This window comes from Rhodococcus sp. BP-261, assembly GCF_019835205.1.
GTDB lineage: Bacteria > Actinomycetota > Actinomycetes > Mycobacteriales > Mycobacteriaceae > Rhodococcoides > Rhodococcoides kyotonensis_B.
In genome coordinates this window covers 298,955-317,706 of the sequence record NZ_JABUCO010000002.1, presented here as the reverse complement: position 1 = coordinate 317,706, position 18,752 = coordinate 298,955, and the positions used below count along the sequence as shown (strand labels likewise).

Here is an 18,752-nt window from a genome sequence, read left to right as displayed (position 1 = left end):
CATGGCCGTACCGACTCGGCGTGACAAGACGACCACTCTCGACGAACTGGTCGCCGAACTGTCCGACGGAATGACCGTCGGATTCGGGGGATGGGGCTCGCGACGCAAGCCCATGGCGGCGGTCCGGGCGATCCTGCGGTCGGATCTGAAGGACTTGACAGTGGTGTCGTACGGTGGACCCGACGTCGGAATGCTCTGTGCCGCAGAGAAAGTGCGACGCGTGGTGTTCGGGTTCGTCTCGCTGGATTCCGTGCCGTACGACCCGTGGTTCGCGCGAGCACGCACGTCCGGTCGAATCGAGGTACGCGAACTCGACGAGGGGATGTTGAACGCGGGCCTCCGGGCCGCGGCTGCACGCCTGCCGTTTCTGCCCATTCGCGCGGGGCTCGGATCGGACGTCATGGCGTACTACCCGGAACTGCGCACCGTGCTCTCACCGTATCCGATTCCCGGAACGTCGACACACGAAGAACTCGTCGCCATGCCCTCGCTGACTCTGGACGCGGCGTTCGTGCACCTCAATCTCGCGGATGCGAGCGGAAACGGCGCGTACCTCGGGCCCGACCCGTACTTCGACGACCTGTATCTGCTTGCGGCCGAACGACGCTACCTGACGTGCGAACGGGTTGTATCGACAGCGGATCTCGTCGATGCGGTACCACCGCAGGCGTTGCTGACCAACCGCATGATGGTCGACGCCGTCGTCGAAGTGCCTGGGGGAGCTCGTTTCACGTCGTGCGTGCCCGACTACGGACGCGACGAGGAGATGCAGAAGGACTACGTGCGCGCGGCGAATGACGTCGCCGAAGGGAAACGATTCGTCGAGCGGTTCGCGCGCGGTGCCGACGCGCGACAGGAGGCAGTGCGATGACGACGGTGACCACGACAGCGACGCGCGCGGAGATCTGCACTGCCGCGTGCGCCGACCTCTTCCTCGGCGCGGGGGAGATACTCGCCAGCCCGATGGCGCTCGTTCCGGCCCTCGGCGCACGGCTCGCACGACTGACCACCGAACCCGATCTGTTGCTGTCCGACGGCGAGGCGTATCTGCTCGCGGATACGCCCGCGCTCGGCGGCAGCGGCGCGATCGAAGGCTGGATTCCGTATCGCAGAGTGTTCGACGTCGTCGCAAGCGGGCGACGCCACGTCGTCATGGGCGCCAACCAGCTCGATCGTCACGGCAACCAGAACATCTCGTGCCTCGGCGATCATGCACGGCCGACGCGTCAGATGTTCGGGGTGCGCGGCGGACCGGGCAACACGATCAACCACCGGACCAGCTACTGGATACCGAAGCACTCCACCCGGGTCTTCGTCGACGCAGTCGACATGGTGTCCGGCGTCGGCTACGACAGACTCGGCGACGATCCGGCTGCACGTTTCCGAGACGTGCACCGCGTCGTCACCGATCTCGGTGTCCTCGACTTCGGGGGACCCGGTCGCTCGATGCGTTTGTTGTCGGCACACCCCGGAGTGTCCGTCGACGACGTGTGCGCCGCCACGGGTTTCGAGCTCGCCTGCACCGACGTGGCGGAAACGCGGATCCCGACCGACGAGGAACTGCACCTGATCCGAGACGTGCTCGATCCGCGCGCACTGCGCGAGAAGGAGGTGCCGTCGTCGTGACGACGCTGTCCACGCCGCTGACCGAACTCGTCGGAGTGCGTCACCCGATCGTGCAGACCGGGATGGGGTGGGTGGCCGGACCGAGTCTCGTGGCAGCGACCGCCGACGCGGGTGGTCTCGGCATCCTGGCGTCGGCGACGATGACGTACGACGAACTGGCGGCAGCGATCGCGAAGACCAGACGCGCGACGTCGTGCCCGTTCGGTGTCAACATCCGTGCCGACGCCACTGACGCGCGGCAGCGCGTCGATCTACTGATCCGAGAGGGCGTCCGCGTCGCGTCCTTCGCGCTCGCACCGAGACCCGACTTGATCGCCACCCTGAAAGAGGCTGGGGTAGTGGTGATTCCCTCCGTCGGGGCAGCGAAGCATGCCCGTAAGGTCGCGCAGTGGGGTGCTGACGCCGTCGTCGTGCAAGGAGGAGAGGGCGGCGGACACACCGGTCCGGTGGCGACGACGTTGCTGTTGCCGTCGGTGCTCGACGCGGTCGACATCCCTGTCGTCGCAGCCGGCGGATTCTTCGACGGCAGGGGGTTGGCGGCCGCATTGTCCTACGGTGCAGCGGGAGTCGCGATGGGGACACGTTTTCTGCTGACGCAGGAATCCACGGTGCCCGACGCCGTCAAGAGAAAGTACCTGGAGTCCGGGCTCGACGGGACGGTCGTGTCGACCCGCGTCGACGGCATGCCGCACCGAGTTCTGCGGACCCCGCTGGTCGAATCTCTGGAGAATGGTTCGCATGCAACGGGATTCGTGAACGCTGTGCGGAGTGCTGTGCGGTTCAGGAAAATGACCGGAATGTCGCTACGCGCCATGGTGCGCGACGGCGTGGAGATGCGCCGCAGTCGTGACCTGAGTTGGGCGCAGGTGCTGATGGCCGCGAACACGCCGATGATGCTGAAATCGGGTCTCGTCCAGGGCGATACGGACGCAGGAGTGTTGGCTTCGGGTCAGGTCGTCGGAGTGCTCGACGACGTTCCGACGGTCGAGCAGTTGATCGAGCACATCGTGCACGACGCGGTGGCGGCGATCGAACGGCTCGGTGCCACGTTGGACCGATCGGACGACGCTACCCCAGGCGTTCGATGATCGTGACGTTCGCGGTGCCGCCGCCCTCGCATACCGTCTGCAATCCGTAACGGCCACCGGTGCGTTCGAGTTCGCACAGCATCGTGGCGAACAACTTCGTGCCCGTCGCGCCGAGCGGATGGCCGAGAGCTATCGCGCCGCCGTTGACGTTGACGAGTGCCGGGTCTGCGTCGATCTCCTTCGTCCAGGCCAACACCACCGGGGCGAACGCTTCGTTGATCTCCACGACGTCGATGTCGTCGATCGCCAATCCGGTGCGCTTCAACGCGTGGCGTGTGGCCGGAATGGGCGCGCTGAGCATCGCGATCGGATCGCTTCCCCGTGCGCTCAGATGATGCAACCGAGCGCGCGGAACCAACGCGTGCTCGCGAACCGCCGCCTCGGACGCCACCAGCGTGGCGCTGGCGCCGTCGGAGATCTGGCTCGCGAGCGCCGCAGTCAGTCGTCCTCCCTCGACGAGCGTGGGGAGGGCGGCCATTTTCTCGAGCGTGGTGGCGCGCGGACCCTCGTCCACGGCGAACCCGTCGACCGCGACGATCTCGCGGTCGAAACGCCCGGTCGCGATGGCATGACGCGCACGCTCGTGGCTCGAGAGAGCGAACGCCTCCATATCGTCGCGTGCGATGTTCCACCGTTCGGCGATCATCTCCGCGCCATGGAACTGCGAGACTTCCTGCTTCCCGTATCGGTGCACCCAGCCTGCCGATCCGTCGAACGGAGTGTCGAATCCGTAGGCGCGGCCTGCCGTCATGGCCGCGGCGATCGGGATCGCGGACATGTTCTGCACGCCCCCGGCGACGACCAGATCGGCGGTGCCGCTCATGACGGCTTGCGCGGCGAAATGCAGTGCCTGCTGGCTCGATCCGCATTGACGGTCGACCGTGACGCCCGGTACCTCCTCCGCATAGCCCGCTGCCAACCAGGAGGTCCTGGCGATGTTCCCTGCCTGTGGCCCGATGGCGTCGACGCAGCCGAACACGACGTCGTCGACATCGATGGGGTCGACCGGGGTTCGGTCCAGCAACGCGCGTAGAACGCACGCTCCGAGGTCGGCCGGGTGCATCGACGACAGCGCCCCGCCCCGCTTGCCGACAGGGGTACGCACGGCGTCGACGACGTAGGCCTCGGGCATGGGACTCCTCGCGGTCTCGGGATGCGGCGATTGTAACAACCAAGCAATTGTTTGGCAGGCGATTTCAGCGCGCTCCGTTTGCTAGCCTGTGAGCCACCCGACACAGGAGGAATTCGAATTTCAGTCTCGAGCGAGGACTACATCGCGTCCCGGGTGCCCCTGCCTGCGCTCGGTCCCGACACGCCTGCCTTCGAACGGACGTGGACGGTGCGCCTCGGCGACACCGACACGAAGGACCGGCTGAGGTTGGACGCCGTCGCGCGGTACTTGCAGGACATCGCATTCGACCATCTCGACGTGTCCGACGACGGCCACCTCCACGGCGCCTGGATCGTGCGACGGACCGTCGTCGACGTCCTACGCCCGATCGTGTTCCGAGAGAACGTCACGCTGCGGCGATGGTCGTCGGGATTGTCGAACCGCTGGTGCAACATTCGTGTCCAGATCGTCGGCGATCGTGGCGGACTCGTGGAGACCGAAGCGTTCTTCATCCATATCGACCCGACGACGGGCGGTCCCAGTCGCATGACCGATAGGTTCATGGCGCCGATGCTCGAACAGACCACCGTGCACAGGCTGCGGTGGAAGGCGCACCTGAGTCCGTTCGACGGGTCTCGCGAGACGCGGAGAACTGCGTTTCCGACGCGGTCGACGGATTTCGACCGGTTGGGCCACGTCAACAACGCGATCTACTGGCAGCCGGTCGAGGACGAACTCGCAGGCGACCCGGCGTTCGTGGAAAGGCCGCATCGTGCCATCGTCGAACATGTCGGCGCCGTGCTGCAGGGCGACGACGTCACGGTGCAGTCCTATCGCGACGGCGACACGCTGTACATGCAGATCGAGACGGAGAAGGCGACGTCCGCGCTGGTGCGCGTCGAACCCCTCGTGACTGCGAACGTATAGCGCCCTCTGGTCGCTCAGGGTACCCATTCGCGCTCACGTGGAACGTGCGGGACCCGTCGTGCCGCGAACGATCAATTCCGGCTCTATGACGCTGTCTCCGACCGTCGATTCGGGATCGTCCAGTCGAGATACCGTGAACTCCAGGGCCTTTCGAGCCAGTTGCGCGCTGTCCTGACGAACGGTCGTCAGATCGATGCGGGACAGCCGGGACAGGGGAGCGTCGTCGTAACCGACGATCGAGACGTCGCCGGGAATCGACACGCCTGCTTTGACCAGAACATCCATGATGCCGAGCGCGCTGCGGTCGTTGCCTGCCATGATCGCCGTCGGCAGTGTCGAACCTCGGAGGAGGAACTCCGCCGCGGCAGCGCCTGCGGCCTCGTCGTGCGCACCGGGCACGACGCGTACGTAGTCGTCCAGACCGTGGGTCCGCATCGCTTCGGCGTACGCGCGACGACGGTCGATCGACACCGAGTGCTCGCCGCCGTCGACGTGCACGATGTCGCGGTGACGGAGTTCGACGAGGTGGTCGACCGATTGCTGGATTCCGGTGCTGTCCGCTGAGCGAACGGTGTCGACCGCGGCGTCCGTGACCTTGCGTCCGACGATCGTCAGCGCGGCACGGGAGCCGACCGATCGAAGGTAGTCCGAATCGGACAGCGGGTTGAACAGGATCAAGCCCTCGCACCGGTGGCTCAACAGCGCTTCGATGGCCTTGCGTTCGTCACGTGTCGGGCCACTTGCCGACAGGAGCACGTCGTACCCGGCCTCTTCGGCCGCGTCGTAGACCGTCCCGATCATCTCCGCCTGGAACGTCTGCTTGACGTCGGTCAACACGCCGAGGGTCCGGCTACGACCGCGCGCGAGGAGCTGAGCTGCGCGGTCCGGCTGGTACCGCAGGTCGTCCGCGGCGCGCAGCACCCGCTGTCGCGTCTCCTCCGACGCGCCCGGCTTGTCGCTGAAGATGAGCGACACCAGCGTGCGGGACACGCCTGCGCGCTCGGCGACGTCGGCCATGGTGGCGCGTCGCCGAGGCGACGACTCGGGTGTTTCCCTCGACTTCTGCACGTGCCCTCCCTGTCGTGGTGACCGTCTTCAGCTGCTCGACAGATTGTCTTGACAATCACACATCGAGTCACCATAGTAGCGACTGAAGCGCGTCAGTAACGCGCGTCAGATTCTCGTCTCGCTCGGGAACCATCGCAACCCCGAGACCACTCGAAAGGACTGGCCATGAGCGTGATCCGCGTTGGATCTGCACCGGATTCGTGGGGCGTGTGGTTCCCGGAGGACCCGCAGCAGACGCCGTACACCCGATTCCTCGACGAGGTCTCGGCGTCGGGGTACGAGTGGATCGAACTCGGTCCCTACGGCTACCTGCCCACCGATCCGAAGCAGCTCTCGGACGAACTCGTCGCCCACAACCTGAAACTGTCCGCCGGCACGGTGTTCGAGCACCTGCACCAGGACGGCGCGTGGGACGCCGTCTGGACACAGATCGAGGACGTCGCCAAGCTGACCGCAGCCGTCGGTGGCAAGCACGTGGTCGTCATCCCGGAGATGTGGCGTGACCCGGGCACAGGCGCTGTTCTCGAGGATCGCAACCTGACCGCCGACCAGTGGCGCAAGAAGACCGAGGGCATGAACGAGCTCGGCAAGCGCATGTTCGAGCAGTACGGCGTCAAGGCGCAGTACCACCCGCACGCCGACAGCCACGTCGACACCGAGGAGAACGTCTACCGCTTCCTCGACGGCACGTCGACCGAGTTCGTCAACCTCTGCCTCGACACCGGACACATCAGCTACTGCGGCGGCGACAACATCGCGATCATCGAACGCGCCCCCGAGCGCATCGGATACCTGCATCTCAAGCAGGTCAACGTCGAGGTACGCGCCAAGGTCGAGGCCGAGGACCTGCCCTTCGGCGAGGCCTGCAAGCTCGGCGCCATGATCGAACCGCCGCTGGGAATTCCGGACATGCCTCCGCTGCTCAGCACCATCGAGCGTCTCGCCGACGACGGCAAGCTGACCGCCGACATCTTCGCGATCGTCGAGCAGGACATGTACCCCTGCGCGCCCGACGCGCCCCTGCCCATCGCGCAGCGCACGCAGAAGTACCTGAGCTCCTGTGGCATCCCGTCCGTGACCTTCCAGTAAAGAGGCTTTCTTCATGTCGAACGACCTCCGCATCGCCGTGCTCGGCGTCGGAATGATGGGCGCCGACCACGTCGCCCGCATCACCACCAAGATCGCAGGCGCGCGCGTCGCCGTCGTCAACGACTTCTTCACCGAGAAGGCCGAAGAACTCGCCGCGACGATCCCCGGTTGCCGCGCCGTCGCCGATCCCTTCGAGGCCATCGCCGATCCCGAGGTCGACGCGGTCCTGCTCGCCACCCCCGGCCCGACGCACGAGAAGCAGCTGCTCGACTGCCTCGAGCACGGCAAGCCGGTCCTGTGCGAGAAGCCGCTGACCACCGAGGTCGAGACGTCGCTGGCCGTCGTGAAAGCCGAGGCCGCGCTGGGCAAGACTCTCATCCAGGTCGGCTTCATGCGCCGCTTCGACAACGAGTACGCAGAACTCAAGGCGCTCATCGATTCCGGAGACATCGGCCGTCCGCTCGTCGTCCACTGCGCACACCGCAACCCCACGGTTCCGCCGAGCTTCGACAGCGCGATGATCGTCAAGGATTCGCTCGTCCACGAGGTCGACGTCACGCGCTTCCTTCTCGACGAGGAGATCACGTCGGTGCAGATCATCAAGCCGTCGGCGAACGCCAACGCTCCCGAAGGACTGCAGGACCCGCAGATCGCACTGTTCGCGACCGAGTCGGGCCGCCACGTCGACGCCGAGGTCTTCGTCACCACGGGCGTCGCGTACGAGGTGCGCACCGAGGTCGTCGCGGAACTGGGAAGCGCCATGATCGGCCTCGACGTCGGCCTGGTCCGCAAGAGCAAGCCCGGCTCGTGGGGCGGAACCATCACACCGTCGTTCAAGGAGCGTTTCGGGCAGGCCTACGACACGGAAATTCAGCGCTGGGTCGACGCGGTGAAGGCCGGCGCAGAAACCGGGAACTACATCGACGGGCCGGGTGCCTGGGACGGCTACGCTGCTGCCGCCGTCTGCGCAGCCGGGGTGAAGTCGCTCGAGACCGGCGAGCGCGTCCCGGTCGAGATGGTGGCGCGTTCGTCCATCTGATCCGATCGAAACTCGGTGGCGCCCAGTGCATCTGCACTGGGCGCCATTTTCGTCGGGAGTCCGCGTCCTCAGATGTCGTCGGCGCGAATGACGCGCCGACGAGCGCCGACGAGCTGTACTTCCGGCCGAGCCGCGCCCTGCCGTTCGACCCGGTCGAGAATTTCGGACACATGCGCCGCATCGGCTGCCACCACGGACGCTCCGACGGATGCGCGACGGTGCAGGTCCAGATGATCGACCTCGGCCGCCGACACCGAGAACTTGCGCTGCATCTCGGCGACGATAGGGCGTACGACCGAGCGCTTCTCTTTCAAGGAGTGCACGTCACCCAGTAGAAAATCGAGTTCTATCCATCCGATCCACATCGAGGGGAAGTCTAGACCCCGCGTCAGCCCTGGGCCTCGATCGACACCGGCTGCCATTCCTCCCTGAGTGCGAGGCGGCTTTCGTAGTCGGCCTTCGCGATGGCCAGCGGCGCTTCACCGAAGAACACCCGAAGCGGGGGCTTTTCTGCATCGACGACCTTCATCAGCGCGCGGGCCGATGCTTTCGGGTCTCCCGATTTCGACGTGCGCTGCGCGCGTGCAGCGTTCGCCGCTTCGTGCACGTCGGCGTACGCGGGAAGCTCCGTCGCCCGCTTGGAGGAGGAACCAGCCCAGTCCGTCGTGAAGCCACCCGGCTCGATCAACGTGACGTGGATGCCGAACGACTCCACCTCTTGCGCAAGGGACTGCGAGAATCCTTCCAATGCCCACTTCGACGCGTGGTACAGCCCGACATTCTGGAACGCGCTGATGCCACCGATGGACGAAACCTGGAGGATGTGTCCGCTCCGTTGCTCACGCATGAACGGCAGCGCGGCCTGAGTGACCCACAACGCGCCGAACACATTGGTCTCCAACTGATCTCGGGCCTCGAGTTCGCTCACCTCCTCGACGAAACCGAACAAGCCGTAGCCCGCGTTGTTGACCACGATGTCGAGACGCCCGAAATGGTCGTGTGCCTGCTTCACTGCCGCGAAATCGGCTGCCCTGTCGGTGACGTCGAGCTGAATCGGCAACACGGAGTCGCCGTATCGGTCGACGAGATCGGACAGCGTCGACGTGTCGCGTGCCGTAGCCGCAACCTTGTCACCTCGGTCGAGCGCAGCGATCGCCCACTCTCGACCGAAACCGCGTGACGTGCCGGTGATGAACCACACCTTCTCTGTCATACGAACGCCTTTCCCTCGATACATGTACCTCGGGTGCAACGCGAACGAGCGGCGCGACCATTCCGGTTCGCGCCGCTCGTTCGAGTCGTTCGAGGGTGGTTACTGCTTCGGGACTCGGACGATCAGGGCGTCGCCCTGGCCACCGCCACCGCACAGTGCCGCCGCGCCGACGCCGCCGCCGCGACGCTTCAGTTCGAGCGCCAGGTGCAGAGCGATGCGTGCACCCGACATGCCGAGCGGGTGCCCGATCGCGATGGCGCCTCCGTTGACGTTGACCTTGGACTCGTCGATGCCCAGTTCGCGCGTCGACGCGATCCCGACGGCAGCGAACGCCTCGTTGATCTCGATCAGGTCGAGATCCCCCGGATCGATGCCTTCCTTGGCGCACGCCTTGACGATCGCGCGGGCGGGCTGGGACTGCAGCGACGAATCCGGGCCTGCGACTACGCCGTGTGCACCGATCTCGGCGATCCACGACAGTCCGAGGCTCTCGGCCTTGTCCTTGCTCATCACGATCACCGCTGCAGCGCCGTCGTTGATGGTCGAGGCGTTGCCTGCCGTGATGGTGCCGTCCTTGCTGAACGCGGGGCGCAGCTTCGCCAACGTCTCGGTCGTGGTGTCGGCGCGGATGCCCTCGTCCTCAGAGAAGACGATCGGATCGCCCTTGCGCTGCGGGATCGACACCGGCACGACCTCGTCGTCGAACACGCCGTTCTTCCATGCCGACGCCGCCCGCTGGTGCGATGCCGCGGCGAAAGCGTCCTGCTCCTCGCGCGTCGACGCGGTCGGGCCGTCGTTGCGGGATTCGGTGAGCCCGCCCATCGCCTGGTCGGTGAAGATGTCGTACAGCCCGTCGTAGGCGAGGTGGTCCTTCATCGTGACGTCGCCGTACTTGAAGCCGGCGCGGCTCTTCTCGAGCATGTGCGGAGCCTGCGTCATCGATTCCTGGCCGCCTGCGACGACGACCTCGAATTCACCGGCGCGAATCAGCTGGTCGGCGAGTGCGATCGCGTCGACGCCGGACAGGCACACCTTGTTGATGGTCAGCGCCGGAACATCCATCGGGATACCGGCGGCGACGGCGGCCTGGCGGGCGGGGATCTGGCCCGCACCCGCGGTGAGGACCTGGCCCATGATGACGTACTCGACGGATTCGGGTGCGACACCTGCCTTGTCGAGGGCGCCCTTGATGGCAATGCCGCCCAGGTCGGATCCGGACAGATCCTTGAGCGCTCCGGACAGTCGACCGACCGGAGTGCGAGCACCGGCGACGATGACAGATGTAGTCACGAAATCTCCTCCAGAAAAGATGGATGTCCAACTGTGTTCGTAGACACCCAGTGTGGCACTGGATGCCACGCAGGGGTAGGGCAGTACCTACTTGGTCGGCATTCTGCTCATGCCGTGGTCTGCTGCCTCCGTTCCGTCCACTGAGTGAACGCGTCGTTCTCAGCCGACGAGGTCCAGAGCGGCGCCGACGATGCCGTCGGCGTCGATCCCGTGGTAGCGGTAGACGTCGTCGAGCGATCCGACCTGGCCGAAGCCGGTCACACCCAACGACGTTCCGCGCACTCCGCCGATGCCGAAGAGGAACGCGAGCGTGTGCGGGTGGCCGTCGAGGACCGTCACCATCGGGGCCTGTCGCGACGCGGGGAAGACCTGGTCCAGGATCCACGTCGGCGCGTCCGACAGCCCTCGCCGAGCCTGAACGGCATCGAACAGCAGCCCTGGACTCGTGACGCACACGACCGAGGCCGCCTTCCCCATCTCGGCGAGACGATTTGCAGCAACGAGGGTTTCGGTCATCATCGCGCCCATTCCGACGAGGACGACCGCGGGATCGGGACTGTGCCGCAGCACGTATGCGCCTGCGACGACGTGGCGCCGTCGTCGCTCGCGGGCCGCGCGGTCGGTCGGCACCGCTGCCAGTGTCTGATCCACCGGACGCGTCGACAGTCTCAGGTACGACGAGACGCCGTCCGGACGGCCGAGTCGCGAGATGCTCGCGAACAACGTCCATTCCGTGTCGATCGCGAACGCGGGCTCGTAGCTGATGCAACCAGGCTGCTCGAGCCCGATCGACGGCGTGGTGATCGACTGATGCGCGCCGCCCTCGGCCGCGAGAGTGACGCCCGACGGCGTCCCGACGAGGATCGACTGTCCTCCGGCGTAGATACCGTACGACCACGGTTCGAGCGCGCGTTCGACGAACGGGTCGTACAGCACTCCGATCGGAAACAGCGGCTGACCCCATCGGCTCCACGTGGCACCCAGCTCGCCGATCAGTCCGACGAGGTTCGTCTCGGCAATTCCGAGTTCCATGTGTCGGCCCGTCGGATTCTCGCGCCAATGCATGATCGTCTCTGCATCGTCGTCGAACCAGTCCCGTCGCTCGGTGGGTGACCAGACCCCGACCTTGTTCAGCCACCCCGCCAGGTTGGTCGTCGAAGTGACGTCGGGGCTGACCGTCACCACCCGCTGGGCGACGTCGGGGGCCTCGCGCGTCAGATCCAGTAGTGCTCGGCCCAACGCCGCCTGGGTGGTCGACGTGCCCGAAGGAGTCCGCCCCATGTCGACGGGCACCGAGGGCGGGGGAGTCGGGCGAACGTCGTCCCGTCGCAGGGCCTGCGCACGGGCGGTGCAGAGCGCGGCCGCGTCGCTGCCGTCGTCGAAGCGCCGCCACGGATCGGAGACGTCTGTGCCGAGTTCGCGTGCCAGATCGTCGTACTGTTCGACGGTGAGCAGCGACGAGTGGTTCTGCGGGTGACCCTCGGTCGGCAGTGCATGCCCTTTGATGGTGTACGCGATGACGACAGTCGGCCGAGTGTCGTCGATCTGCGAGTAGGCGAGCCTCATCGCATCGACGTCATGTCCACCGAGATTGCGAATCGCGCGGAGCAGTGTGTCGTCGTCCAGATCGACGATCAGTTTCTCGATGTCGACGGCATCGGCACCCGCGCCGGGGAGTCGCTGACGGACCTGTTCGGCCGTGCAGCGCAGCAGACGTTGATACTCGGGGTTGGGCATGTCGAGGATGCGAGTCCGCAGCGCATCACCTCCAGGCCGCTGGAACAGCGACTCCAACAGCGCACCGAACTTCACGACGATCACCTGCCAGCCCGCCGCGTCGAACATGCGGCTCAGTCGATCGGCGGCGATGTTGGGGACGACGCGATCGAGGGACTGCCGGTTGAGGTCGACGATCCACACGATCTCGCCGAGCTCGGCCACCGAGGTGTCCATCACCGCTTCCCAGATCGCGCCTTCGTCGAGTTCGGCGTCTCCGACGAGCGAGTACTGCCGTCCACCGCCGGTGTCGCCGAACGCCGTGTCGACGTAGCGACGCGCGATCGTGCCCCAGATCGGTGCGGTGGCACCGATTCCGACGGAACCCGTCGAGTAGTCCACGGGATCGGGATCCTTGATCCTGCTGGGGTACGACTGCAGACCACCGAACTGGCGCAACGTCGTCAAGTACTTCTCGTCGAGGTCTCCGAGCAGGTAGTTGATCGCATGCAACACCGGCGACGCGTGCGGTTTGACCGACACCCGATCGCCGGGACCCAGCTGCTCGAACCACAACGTCGTCATGATGGTGACCATGGACGCACACGACGCCTGATGCCCGCCCACCTTCATGCCGGACGGGTTGGGCCGAATGCGGTTGGCGTGATGGATCATCGACGTCGACAACCACAGGACGCGTCGTTCGATCGCCGTCAGAGTCTCGAGGTTCGCTGACGCAACCATTCACCCTCCCAAGCCGTGAAACGGGTCGATGCCTTTGCCTTGCGGTCCACAGTAGGCACCCGGCGCCGAGCCGGGCGTGATCTAGGGAGCCTGACGCCACCACGCGAGTACGTACATGCCCATCGCGGTGACGAGACCTGCGACGACCCACAGCACCACCGTGTAGTCCACCCACGATCCGATCGGCGGACTACCGGGGAACAGGTTGCGCAGCGGCAGAACTGCGAACAACATGACCGCGAACCAGGTCACCATCGGCGGCTGGAACTTCTTGCGTTCACGGACGGTCTGCACCGTCACGAACAACGCGCACACCGGCAGCACGAGTAGAACGACGCACAGCGCGAGGGCGAAGATCACCGAGCCTGCGGTCCTGTTCGCCGTGACGCCGAACGACTGCGGTGACAACCGATCGGGATCGTCCGCTCGAACATTCCATCCGGACAGCGAATCGGTGACCGCGACGTCGGTGGCGATCGGAGTGCTGCCGCGGACGGATTCGCTGGTCACCCGAACTGCGACGTCGGCGGCGTCGTGAACGTCGAACGGCCACCGAGTGATGTCACCGTCCGCGTACAGCGTCACCGGTCCGGCCCCCGGCGTCGTTCCCGCGACGTACTCGAGCCGATCACCCGCGGCGAGCGGCGAGACGTCGACGACGAGGTCGTCTTTCAGGTAACCGTCGTCGTCCACGAGATCCTGTCCCGGATAGACGGTCACTCTGGCGTCGATCGAGAAATTCGCGCCGTCCACCCCGACCACGTCGAGATACACAAGGGCGCCCGACGCGGAAGGTTCGCGAGTATCGGGCGCTCCCGTACGGTCTCCGAGACCGTAGATCGTCACCACGACCAGGTACAGCGCGACCACGAGCAGGGCGATCGACGCGGCTCGCCACGGCTTTCGCTGGGAGACAGCCCTGTCTGTGTCCTGCATGCCCATGGCGCCCTTTCCGGGTCGGACCTGGTGGGGTGCGGTGACACGAGACTCCGACAATGCGAGAGTCTAGCGCCCGCGCTCGCGCGGCGGTGTCGGAACACCCTGAACAGCAATGCGATTCGTGCGGCCTCGGGACCGGCACCGGCGAAATTCGGCCTCTCGTACCCGTTCTGCGGATACTCGATGGACAGGGGTCATGCGCGCGCACGTTGTACAAGGTGGTCCCGGCACAGAGAATTGACCGCGGTGCCTGTTTTCATGGGCAAGCACCGACATTCGCACGTTTTTCCCACAGATCCGCTCGGAGCGGTTCCCCGAAAGGTCCACAGATGAGTTTCTCGACAGTCGACACAGCACCTGCTCGCTCCTGGCGGTACGTCGGGCGCGCCGAGGTGCACGACGCCCTCACCGGTCTTACCCTCGTCCGCACGACACCTCTCGACGACCCGGACCTGTGGTCCGAATACCTCCGCGGGGCGCACATCTCGTACGCGAAGCACGGCGTCGAGGTCGTCCTGGATGCCGACTCGCGGCACCTTGCGTCCGATACGGCGTTGTTCTTCGTGTCGATCGACGGAACCGGCGCCGTCGTCGGCGGAGTTCGCGGCCAGGGCGCATACACGAGTGCCGACCAGTCGCATGCGATGACGGAGTGGGCGGGGAACATCGGCCGCGAACAAGTCCGCGACATGATCGACTCGAGGCTGCGCGACGGCGTCGTCGAGATGAAAACCGCCTGGGTGGACGCCGATTTCGCCGACGCAGGCGCCGTCGCAGGTGCGCTCGCTCGCGTCGCGGTGCCGACGATGGATGCGATGAACGTGCGATGGATCATGGCGACCGCAGCGGAACACGTTCTGCGACGGTGGGAGTCGTCGGGTGGCCGCGTCGCAGAGCACGTGCCCTACGCCGCGTATCCCGACGAGCGGTACCGCACCCGCATCATGTGGTGGGATCGCCGGAGCATCCAGGTCGACGCTCGGCCCGACGTGTTGTCCCGCATGTATCGCGACGCGCGGGCCCTACGACACTCTGCGGCTGCCGTCGCCGCGTGATCTCTCACCGGTCGCAGTACGAGGGTCGGCGGTCGCTCTGATGCGTGTGCCGCGCACCGAGTCCGCTCCCCAGGGAATCCGCAGAACCCCTGCGTGGCAGGCGTGGTCGCGGCCGGCGCTCTTCGCCGCGTACAGAGCGATGTCGGCCGCACGGACCACCTGGTCGAGGACCGCATCGATATCCCGTTCGGTGCCGTTCGACCGTGGTGGGCGAGGTTCCGTGCCGGGGGATGCCTGCTGCAGGTCGACGGTGAGAGCTCCGACGCTGACGGTGACCGTGCAGTCCGACCGAACCCGGTGCAGCACCTTGTCCGCGAGGTCCGCACCAGGTCGACTCGGCGCGAGGACGAGGAACTCCTCACCGCCGATTCTCGCGACGATCGCGTTCGGTGTTCCGGCGTCGTCCGCGGCATCGACGAGGGCTTGCGCGACTGCAGTCAGAGCTCGGTCACCGGCCGCGTGGCCGTCGGTGTCGTTGACGGTCTTGAACAGGTCGATGTCCACCACCAACGCAGATACCGGGAAGTCGTGCCTGGCGGCCGTGTCCAGCAATTCCTCGGTGAGCGTGAGCAACCCACGGCGATTGACCAACCCGGTCAGCGGGTCGGTGCTCGCCAGTACTCGCAGCTGTTCGTTGATCACATGCAGGGCACGGCGAAGGCCGGTGATGAGGACGACGGGAACCAGCACAGCGGTTGCGGCGGCACCGATCGCCACAGCGGTGACCGCCCAGCCCGACGACCCCATGCCCTCGATCGACAACGCCGTGGCCATGGCGACCGACACCGCGGTCAAAGCAATGGTCACGCGCGGCGGCGACCCCGACGCCGCGATGGCAGGCACGATCGCCAACATCGACGTCACTGCCCGCATGCCCGCCGGGTCGGCAATGAGGTAGGCGCACACTGCGACACCGGCCATCCCGCCGAAACCCAGCACGGCGAACTGCTGTTCGGTCAGACGCCCCACCCGTGCCGCGAACAGCACTGTCACCGCGGTGAAGAGGAGCACACCGATCAGAAGCGGAAAGGCATTCGGTCGCAGGAACGTCGGCGAGATCATCGCGATGACCAGAAGCGGCACGGCGCCGGTCGCGCTGAGGATCACCATCGACGTGCGGGTGTCGACATGCGAACGCCACGAGCTCACCCACGAACGCGGGCGCAACCGGGCAAACACATTCATCGTCGAAACCCTCGAATCGGGAAGTGGACCGAACGAACATTACCTAGAGATCACACGCACGAAGTTAGTCCGCTACGCGGTGTCGGCGTCGTCACCCGATGCGGACTGCGACGGCACGGCGGCGCGTGCCGCGGAATCACGATGTCGGGTCAGCGGATCCTCACCGGCGCGCAGCAGTGCGTCGAGATCGATACGTCTGCGACCGGACGGGAGAGACTCACCGCGTCCGAACGTCCGTACTGCCGCGGCCACGGCCGCCCCGCCGAGCGCGACATCGCCGCCGAGCTGCGGCCACGTGGACAGAGTCGATCCGATCTGCGGTACCGATGCCGCCATCCGGGCGGTGATCTTCGCGGGGTCGAGGATCGATGCAGCTATTGCCGTCTTCTCCTCGGCAGTCATGGTCGAGAACCGGGCGGGTCCGAGATCCGGCAGCAGTCCGTGTAGCAGCGGTCGGTCCGGGTCGAGATCGAACCTCTCGACGTCGAGCACTCCGCCGTCGCTGGTTTCCATGACCACCGGGATACGCCGTCGGCGTGCGTGCTCGCGGACGAGCAGCTTCACTTCCAACGAGTCGCATTCCTCGATTACCAGATCGAGCCCGTCGACGAACTCGTCGATCGACGCTTCGGTGATGCCGTCGGTGAACACCGCAACCGGCAGGTACGGGTCGATCTCGGCGATGCGACGGGCGGCGAGAACGGACTTGTTGACGCCGAGATCGAACACCGACGCCGGAACCCGATTGAGGTTGGACAGATCGAGTTCGTCGAAGTCGGCCAGCCGCAGCTCACCGCACAACCCCTCGAGAGCGAGAGTATGGGCGATCGCGTGCCCGACGCTCAGCCCCACGACTCCGATCTTCAGACCCCGAAACGTCCGTTGTTCGTCGAGAGTGATCTTGTCCCGGTTGCGGTCCAAGCGAAGCCGGTGGAAACCGTCGGGGCCGAGAACTCGCGCGACGGTCCGGCGCCACGGGTAGTGCACCCACCGCGCCTGCTCCTCGAGCTCGGTCACCGGCCTCGGGAGTAGCTCTGCCAGCGATCGTCGCTGCTGGTCGACGGTGTCGAGAACCGCGATGGTGGGGTCGTTCAATAGTTGCCGGGCGTCCTCCTCGTCGCCGCGAACGGACACATCGAACACCCGATGCTCGGCCACCCATACCTCCAGAATTCACGTCACCGCCCGCACCGATGCGGACACCATCTCGATCATTCCGTACGCAGCCGAGAAAACGGGTGAGCGCGCGCGGTGCAGTGCGAGGTGTCGTCACGTCAGCGCGCGCGCATCGTCGGCAGTGTCGAGCCAGCGTGCACCCCATGCTCCCAGCGCCTCGACGACCGTGCGCAGATCTCGCCCGGACTCGGTGAGTGCGTAGTGGACGTCGTCGTCGACGACGCATTTCTCGACGATTCCGGCAGCGGACAACCGATGCAGGCGTTTGGACAGCAGCGTCGGCGACATCGTCGGAAGTTGCCGTCGAAGTTCGTTGAACCGTTTGCTTCCCAGAACGAGTTCGCGGACGACGAGGAGTGTCCAGCGCTCGTCGAACAGTTCCATCGCTTTCGCCGCGGGACACAACTGGTGGTAGGTCGCCCCCATGTGCCGGATGTTACGACGGGTCGGCCGGGACCGACAGAGTCGTCCGGTCCTGTTCGCCCGAAGCCCGAGGCGGTACAGATTCAGTACTGGAGGCAGTGGGAGCAGTGCTTTTACCATTCGAAGACAGCATGTCGAGGTAACGAATCGCGAGAGGAGGATGTCATGACCGACTCGATCGACACCATCGCCGCCGACCGTGCGCTGAAGGCGGCTCATCGCTCGATGTGGGCGATGGGTGACTACCCGGCCATTGCAGCCGAGGTAGTGGGCGAACTGGGACCGATGCTCGTCCATGCGTGTTCGATATCGCCAGGACAACGAGTACTGGACGTGGCTGCGGGCAGCGGCAACGTGGCGCTTGCCGCTGCGGCATGCGGCGCGCACGTCGTGGCTTCGGACCTGACACCGGAATTGTTCGACGAAGGACGGCGACTCGCGGCAGAACGCGGACTCACCGACATCGAGTGGCGTGAGGCCGACGCCGAGGCGCTCCCGTGGAAGGACGGCGAGTTCGATGCGGTGCTGTCGTGCATCGGGGTGATGTTCGCGCCGCACCATCGAGCGGGAGCCGACGAGATGATTCGCGTCGCCCGGCCAGGCGCGTCGATAGGGATGGTCAACTGGACCCCCACGGGCTTCATCGGCCGCATGTTCGCCGCACTGAAGCCGTACGCGGCACCGCCACCGCCCGGAGCGCAGCCTCCGCCCCTGTGGGGTGACGAGGCTCACGTGCGAGAGTTGTTCGGAGATCGAGTTGCCGACCTGCAGTGCACGAGGAAGAAGTTGGTCGTCGACATGTTCACGGAGCCCGACGGCTTCCTCGACTACTTCAAGGCCAAGTACGGTCCGACCATCGCGGTGTACTCCCGCATCGAGGCCGAGCCGGACAAGGTTCGTGCACTGGACGCAACCCTGCGGGAACTGGCCGAAGAGTTCTACGACGGAACGTCGATGGAATGGGAGTATCTGTTGGTCACTGGCCGTCGCGCGGAGTGACAGCCGTCGGGTGATCGTGTGCGTCACATTCTCTTGTAACTGTGACCCCGCGTTACATTAAGAT

Annotated in this window: 17 protein-coding genes and 1 pseudogene; 8 read left to right on the top strand and 10 right to left on the bottom strand. The window is 65.9% G+C overall.

The window, feature by feature from the left end; all coding sequences use genetic code 11:
- Window position 1: 1 nt before the first annotated feature.
- Genes HQ354_RS03735 through HQ354_RS25450 form a run of 3 tightly spaced genes read left to right on the top strand, consistent with a single transcriptional unit; the run spans window position 2 to window position 2,714 of the window.
- Window positions 2-871 carry a CoA transferase subunit A gene (locus tag HQ354_RS03735; protein ID WP_222634182.1) on the top strand — a complete coding sequence of 290 codons (870 nt, stop codon included), beginning with the start codon at window positions 2-4 and terminating at the stop codon, window positions 869-871.
- On the top strand, window positions 868-1,626 hold the full coding sequence (locus HQ354_RS25455; RefSeq protein WP_261768437.1) for a CoA-transferase subunit beta: 759 nt from the start codon (window positions 868-870) through the stop codon (window positions 1,624-1,626). The genes HQ354_RS03735 and HQ354_RS25455 overlap by 4 nt, the downstream gene beginning before the upstream one ends.
- The gene (locus tag HQ354_RS25450; RefSeq protein ID WP_068431274.1) at window positions 1,623-2,714 is read left to right on the top strand and encodes a nitronate monooxygenase family protein; all 1,092 of its coding nucleotides are present in this window, start codon (window positions 1,623-1,625) and stop codon (window positions 2,712-2,714) included. Before HQ354_RS25455 ends, HQ354_RS25450 begins: the two co-directional genes overlap by 4 nt.
- Here the strand turns inward: HQ354_RS25450 and HQ354_RS03725 are convergent.
- Window positions 2,695-3,846, bottom strand: a complete 1,152-nt coding sequence (locus tag HQ354_RS03725; RefSeq protein ID WP_167675965.1) for an acetyl-CoA C-acetyltransferase — start codon at window positions 3,844-3,846, stop codon at window positions 2,695-2,697. The genes HQ354_RS25450 and HQ354_RS03725 overlap by 20 nt on opposite strands.
- Before the next feature lie 153 nt (window positions 3,847-3,999).
- On the opposite strand from HQ354_RS03725, the gene HQ354_RS03720 reads away from it, so the two are divergent.
- Window positions 4,000-4,752, top strand: coding sequence for an acyl-[acyl-carrier-protein] thioesterase (locus HQ354_RS03720; protein WP_222634180.1), 753 nt, complete (start codon window positions 4,000-4,002; stop codon window positions 4,750-4,752).
- Window positions 4,753-4,785: 33 nt separating this feature from the next.
- Here HQ354_RS03720 and HQ354_RS03715 read toward each other — a convergent pair whose 3' ends face one another.
- Window positions 4,786-5,769, bottom strand: coding sequence for a LacI family DNA-binding transcriptional regulator (locus HQ354_RS03715; RefSeq protein ID WP_068431271.1), 984 nt, complete (start codon window positions 5,767-5,769; stop codon window positions 4,786-4,788).
- A gap of 216 nt (window positions 5,770-5,985) precedes the next feature.
- Here HQ354_RS03715 and HQ354_RS03710 point away from each other — a divergent pair, with 216 nt between their 5' ends.
- Together HQ354_RS03710 and HQ354_RS03705 are read left to right on the top strand one after the other, a co-directional pair.
- Window positions 5,986-6,909, top strand: a complete 924-nt coding sequence (locus tag HQ354_RS03710) for a sugar phosphate isomerase/epimerase (RefSeq protein WP_222634179.1) — start codon at window positions 5,986-5,988, stop codon at window positions 6,907-6,909.
- Between the two features lie 13 nt (window positions 6,910-6,922).
- Entirely contained in the window at window positions 6,923-7,948 is a 1,026-nt protein-coding gene (locus tag HQ354_RS03705; RefSeq protein WP_222634178.1) for a Gfo/Idh/MocA family protein, read from the top strand.
- Window positions 7,949-8,016: 68 nt separating this feature from the next.
- On the opposite strand, the gene HQ354_RS03700 is transcribed toward HQ354_RS03705, so the two are convergent.
- From HQ354_RS03700 to HQ354_RS03680, 5 genes are all read right to left on the bottom strand, one after another.
- The gene (locus HQ354_RS03700; protein WP_167675959.1) at window positions 8,017-8,313 is read right to left on the bottom strand and encodes a DUF503 domain-containing protein; all 297 of its coding nucleotides are present in this window, start codon (window positions 8,311-8,313) and stop codon (window positions 8,017-8,019) included.
- Between the two features lie 23 nt (window positions 8,314-8,336).
- Window positions 8,337-9,161: an SDR family oxidoreductase gene (locus tag HQ354_RS03695; protein WP_222634177.1), complete on the bottom strand. Its 825-nt coding sequence runs from the start codon at window positions 9,159-9,161 to the stop codon at window positions 8,337-8,339.
- Between the two features lie 99 nt (window positions 9,162-9,260).
- Window positions 9,261-10,451 carry an acetyl-CoA C-acetyltransferase gene (locus HQ354_RS03690; protein WP_068431253.1) on the bottom strand — a complete coding sequence of 397 codons (1,191 nt, stop codon included), beginning with the start codon at window positions 10,449-10,451 and terminating at the stop codon, window positions 9,261-9,263.
- A gap of 159 nt (window positions 10,452-10,610) precedes the next feature.
- A complete protein-coding gene (locus HQ354_RS03685; protein WP_222634176.1) occupies window positions 10,611-12,911 on the bottom strand; it encodes a pyruvate dehydrogenase in 2,301 nt (766 codons plus the stop codon).
- A gap of 81 nt (window positions 12,912-12,992) precedes the next feature.
- Entirely contained in the window at window positions 12,993-13,907 is a 915-nt protein-coding gene (locus HQ354_RS03680; RefSeq protein WP_261768438.1) for a DUF4436 domain-containing protein, read from the bottom strand.
- A gap of 272 nt (window positions 13,908-14,179) precedes the next feature.
- Here HQ354_RS03680 and HQ354_RS03675 point away from each other — a divergent pair, with 272 nt between their 5' ends.
- Window positions 14,180-14,905: a hypothetical protein gene (locus tag HQ354_RS03675; protein ID WP_167675953.1), complete on the top strand. Its 726-nt coding sequence runs from the start codon at window positions 14,180-14,182 to the stop codon at window positions 14,903-14,905.
- On the opposite strand, the gene HQ354_RS03670 is transcribed toward HQ354_RS03675, so the two are convergent.
- The 3 genes and pseudogenes from HQ354_RS03670 to HQ354_RS03660 all read right to left on the bottom strand — a co-directional run.
- Entirely contained in the window at window positions 14,873-16,090 is a 1,218-nt protein-coding gene (locus HQ354_RS03670; protein WP_222634175.1) for a GGDEF domain-containing protein, read from the bottom strand. The two genes, HQ354_RS03675 and HQ354_RS03670, sit on opposite strands and share 33 nt — an antisense overlap.
- 72 nt (window positions 16,091-16,162) lie before the next feature.
- Window positions 16,163-17,248 carry an Rv1355c family protein gene (locus HQ354_RS03665; protein ID WP_167675949.1) on the bottom strand — a complete coding sequence of 362 codons (1,086 nt, stop codon included), beginning with the start codon at window positions 17,246-17,248 and terminating at the stop codon, window positions 16,163-16,165.
- A 129-nt stretch (window positions 17,249-17,377) separates the two neighbouring features.
- Window positions 17,378-17,692, bottom strand: a pseudogene (locus tag HQ354_RS03660) (winged helix-turn-helix transcriptional regulator); the annotation flags it as partial.
- 162 nt (window positions 17,693-17,854) lie between these two features.
- On the opposite strand from HQ354_RS03660, the gene HQ354_RS03655 reads away from it, so the two are divergent.
- Window positions 17,855-18,688, top strand: a complete 834-nt coding sequence (locus tag HQ354_RS03655; protein WP_222634174.1) for a class I SAM-dependent methyltransferase — start codon at window positions 17,855-17,857, stop codon at window positions 18,686-18,688.
- Window positions 18,689-18,752: the final 64 nt, after the last annotated feature.

Bases quoted from the DNA above. Each gene is read 5' to 3' on its own strand.
- HQ354_RS03735 (WP_222634182.1), top strand. From the start codon at position 2: ATGGCCGTACCGACTCGGCGTGACAAGACGACCACTCTCGACGAACTG.
- HQ354_RS25455 (WP_261768437.1), top strand. From the start codon at position 868: ATGACGACGGTGACCACGACAGCGACGCGCGCGGAGATCTGCACTGCC.
- HQ354_RS03725 (WP_167675965.1), bottom strand. From the start codon at position 3,846: ATGCCCGAGGCCTACGTCGTCGACGCCGTGCGTACCCCTGTCGGCAAG.
- HQ354_RS03715 (WP_068431271.1), bottom strand. From the start codon at position 5,769: ATGGCCGACGTCGCCGAGCGCGCAGGCGTGTCCCGCACGCTGGTGTCG.
- HQ354_RS03710 (WP_222634179.1), top strand. From the start codon at position 5,986: ATGAGCGTGATCCGCGTTGGATCTGCACCGGATTCGTGGGGCGTGTGG.
- HQ354_RS03705 (WP_222634178.1), top strand. From the start codon at position 6,923: ATGTCGAACGACCTCCGCATCGCCGTGCTCGGCGTCGGAATGATGGGC.
- HQ354_RS03700 (WP_167675959.1), bottom strand. From the start codon at position 8,313: ATGTGGATCGGATGGATAGAACTCGATTTTCTACTGGGTGACGTGCAC.
- HQ354_RS03695 (WP_222634177.1), bottom strand. From the start codon at position 9,161: ATGACAGAGAAGGTGTGGTTCATCACCGGCACGTCACGCGGTTTCGGT.
- HQ354_RS03685 (WP_222634176.1), bottom strand. From the start codon at position 12,911: ATGGTTGCGTCAGCGAACCTCGAGACTCTGACGGCGATCGAACGACGC.
- HQ354_RS03675 (WP_167675953.1), top strand. From the start codon at position 14,180: ATGAGTTTCTCGACAGTCGACACAGCACCTGCTCGCTCCTGGCGGTAC.
- HQ354_RS03670 (WP_222634175.1), bottom strand. From the start codon at position 16,090: ATGAATGTGTTTGCCCGGTTGCGCCCGCGTTCGTGGGTGAGCTCGTGG.
- HQ354_RS03655 (WP_222634174.1), top strand. From the start codon at position 17,855: ATGACCGACTCGATCGACACCATCGCCGCCGACCGTGCGCTGAAGGCG.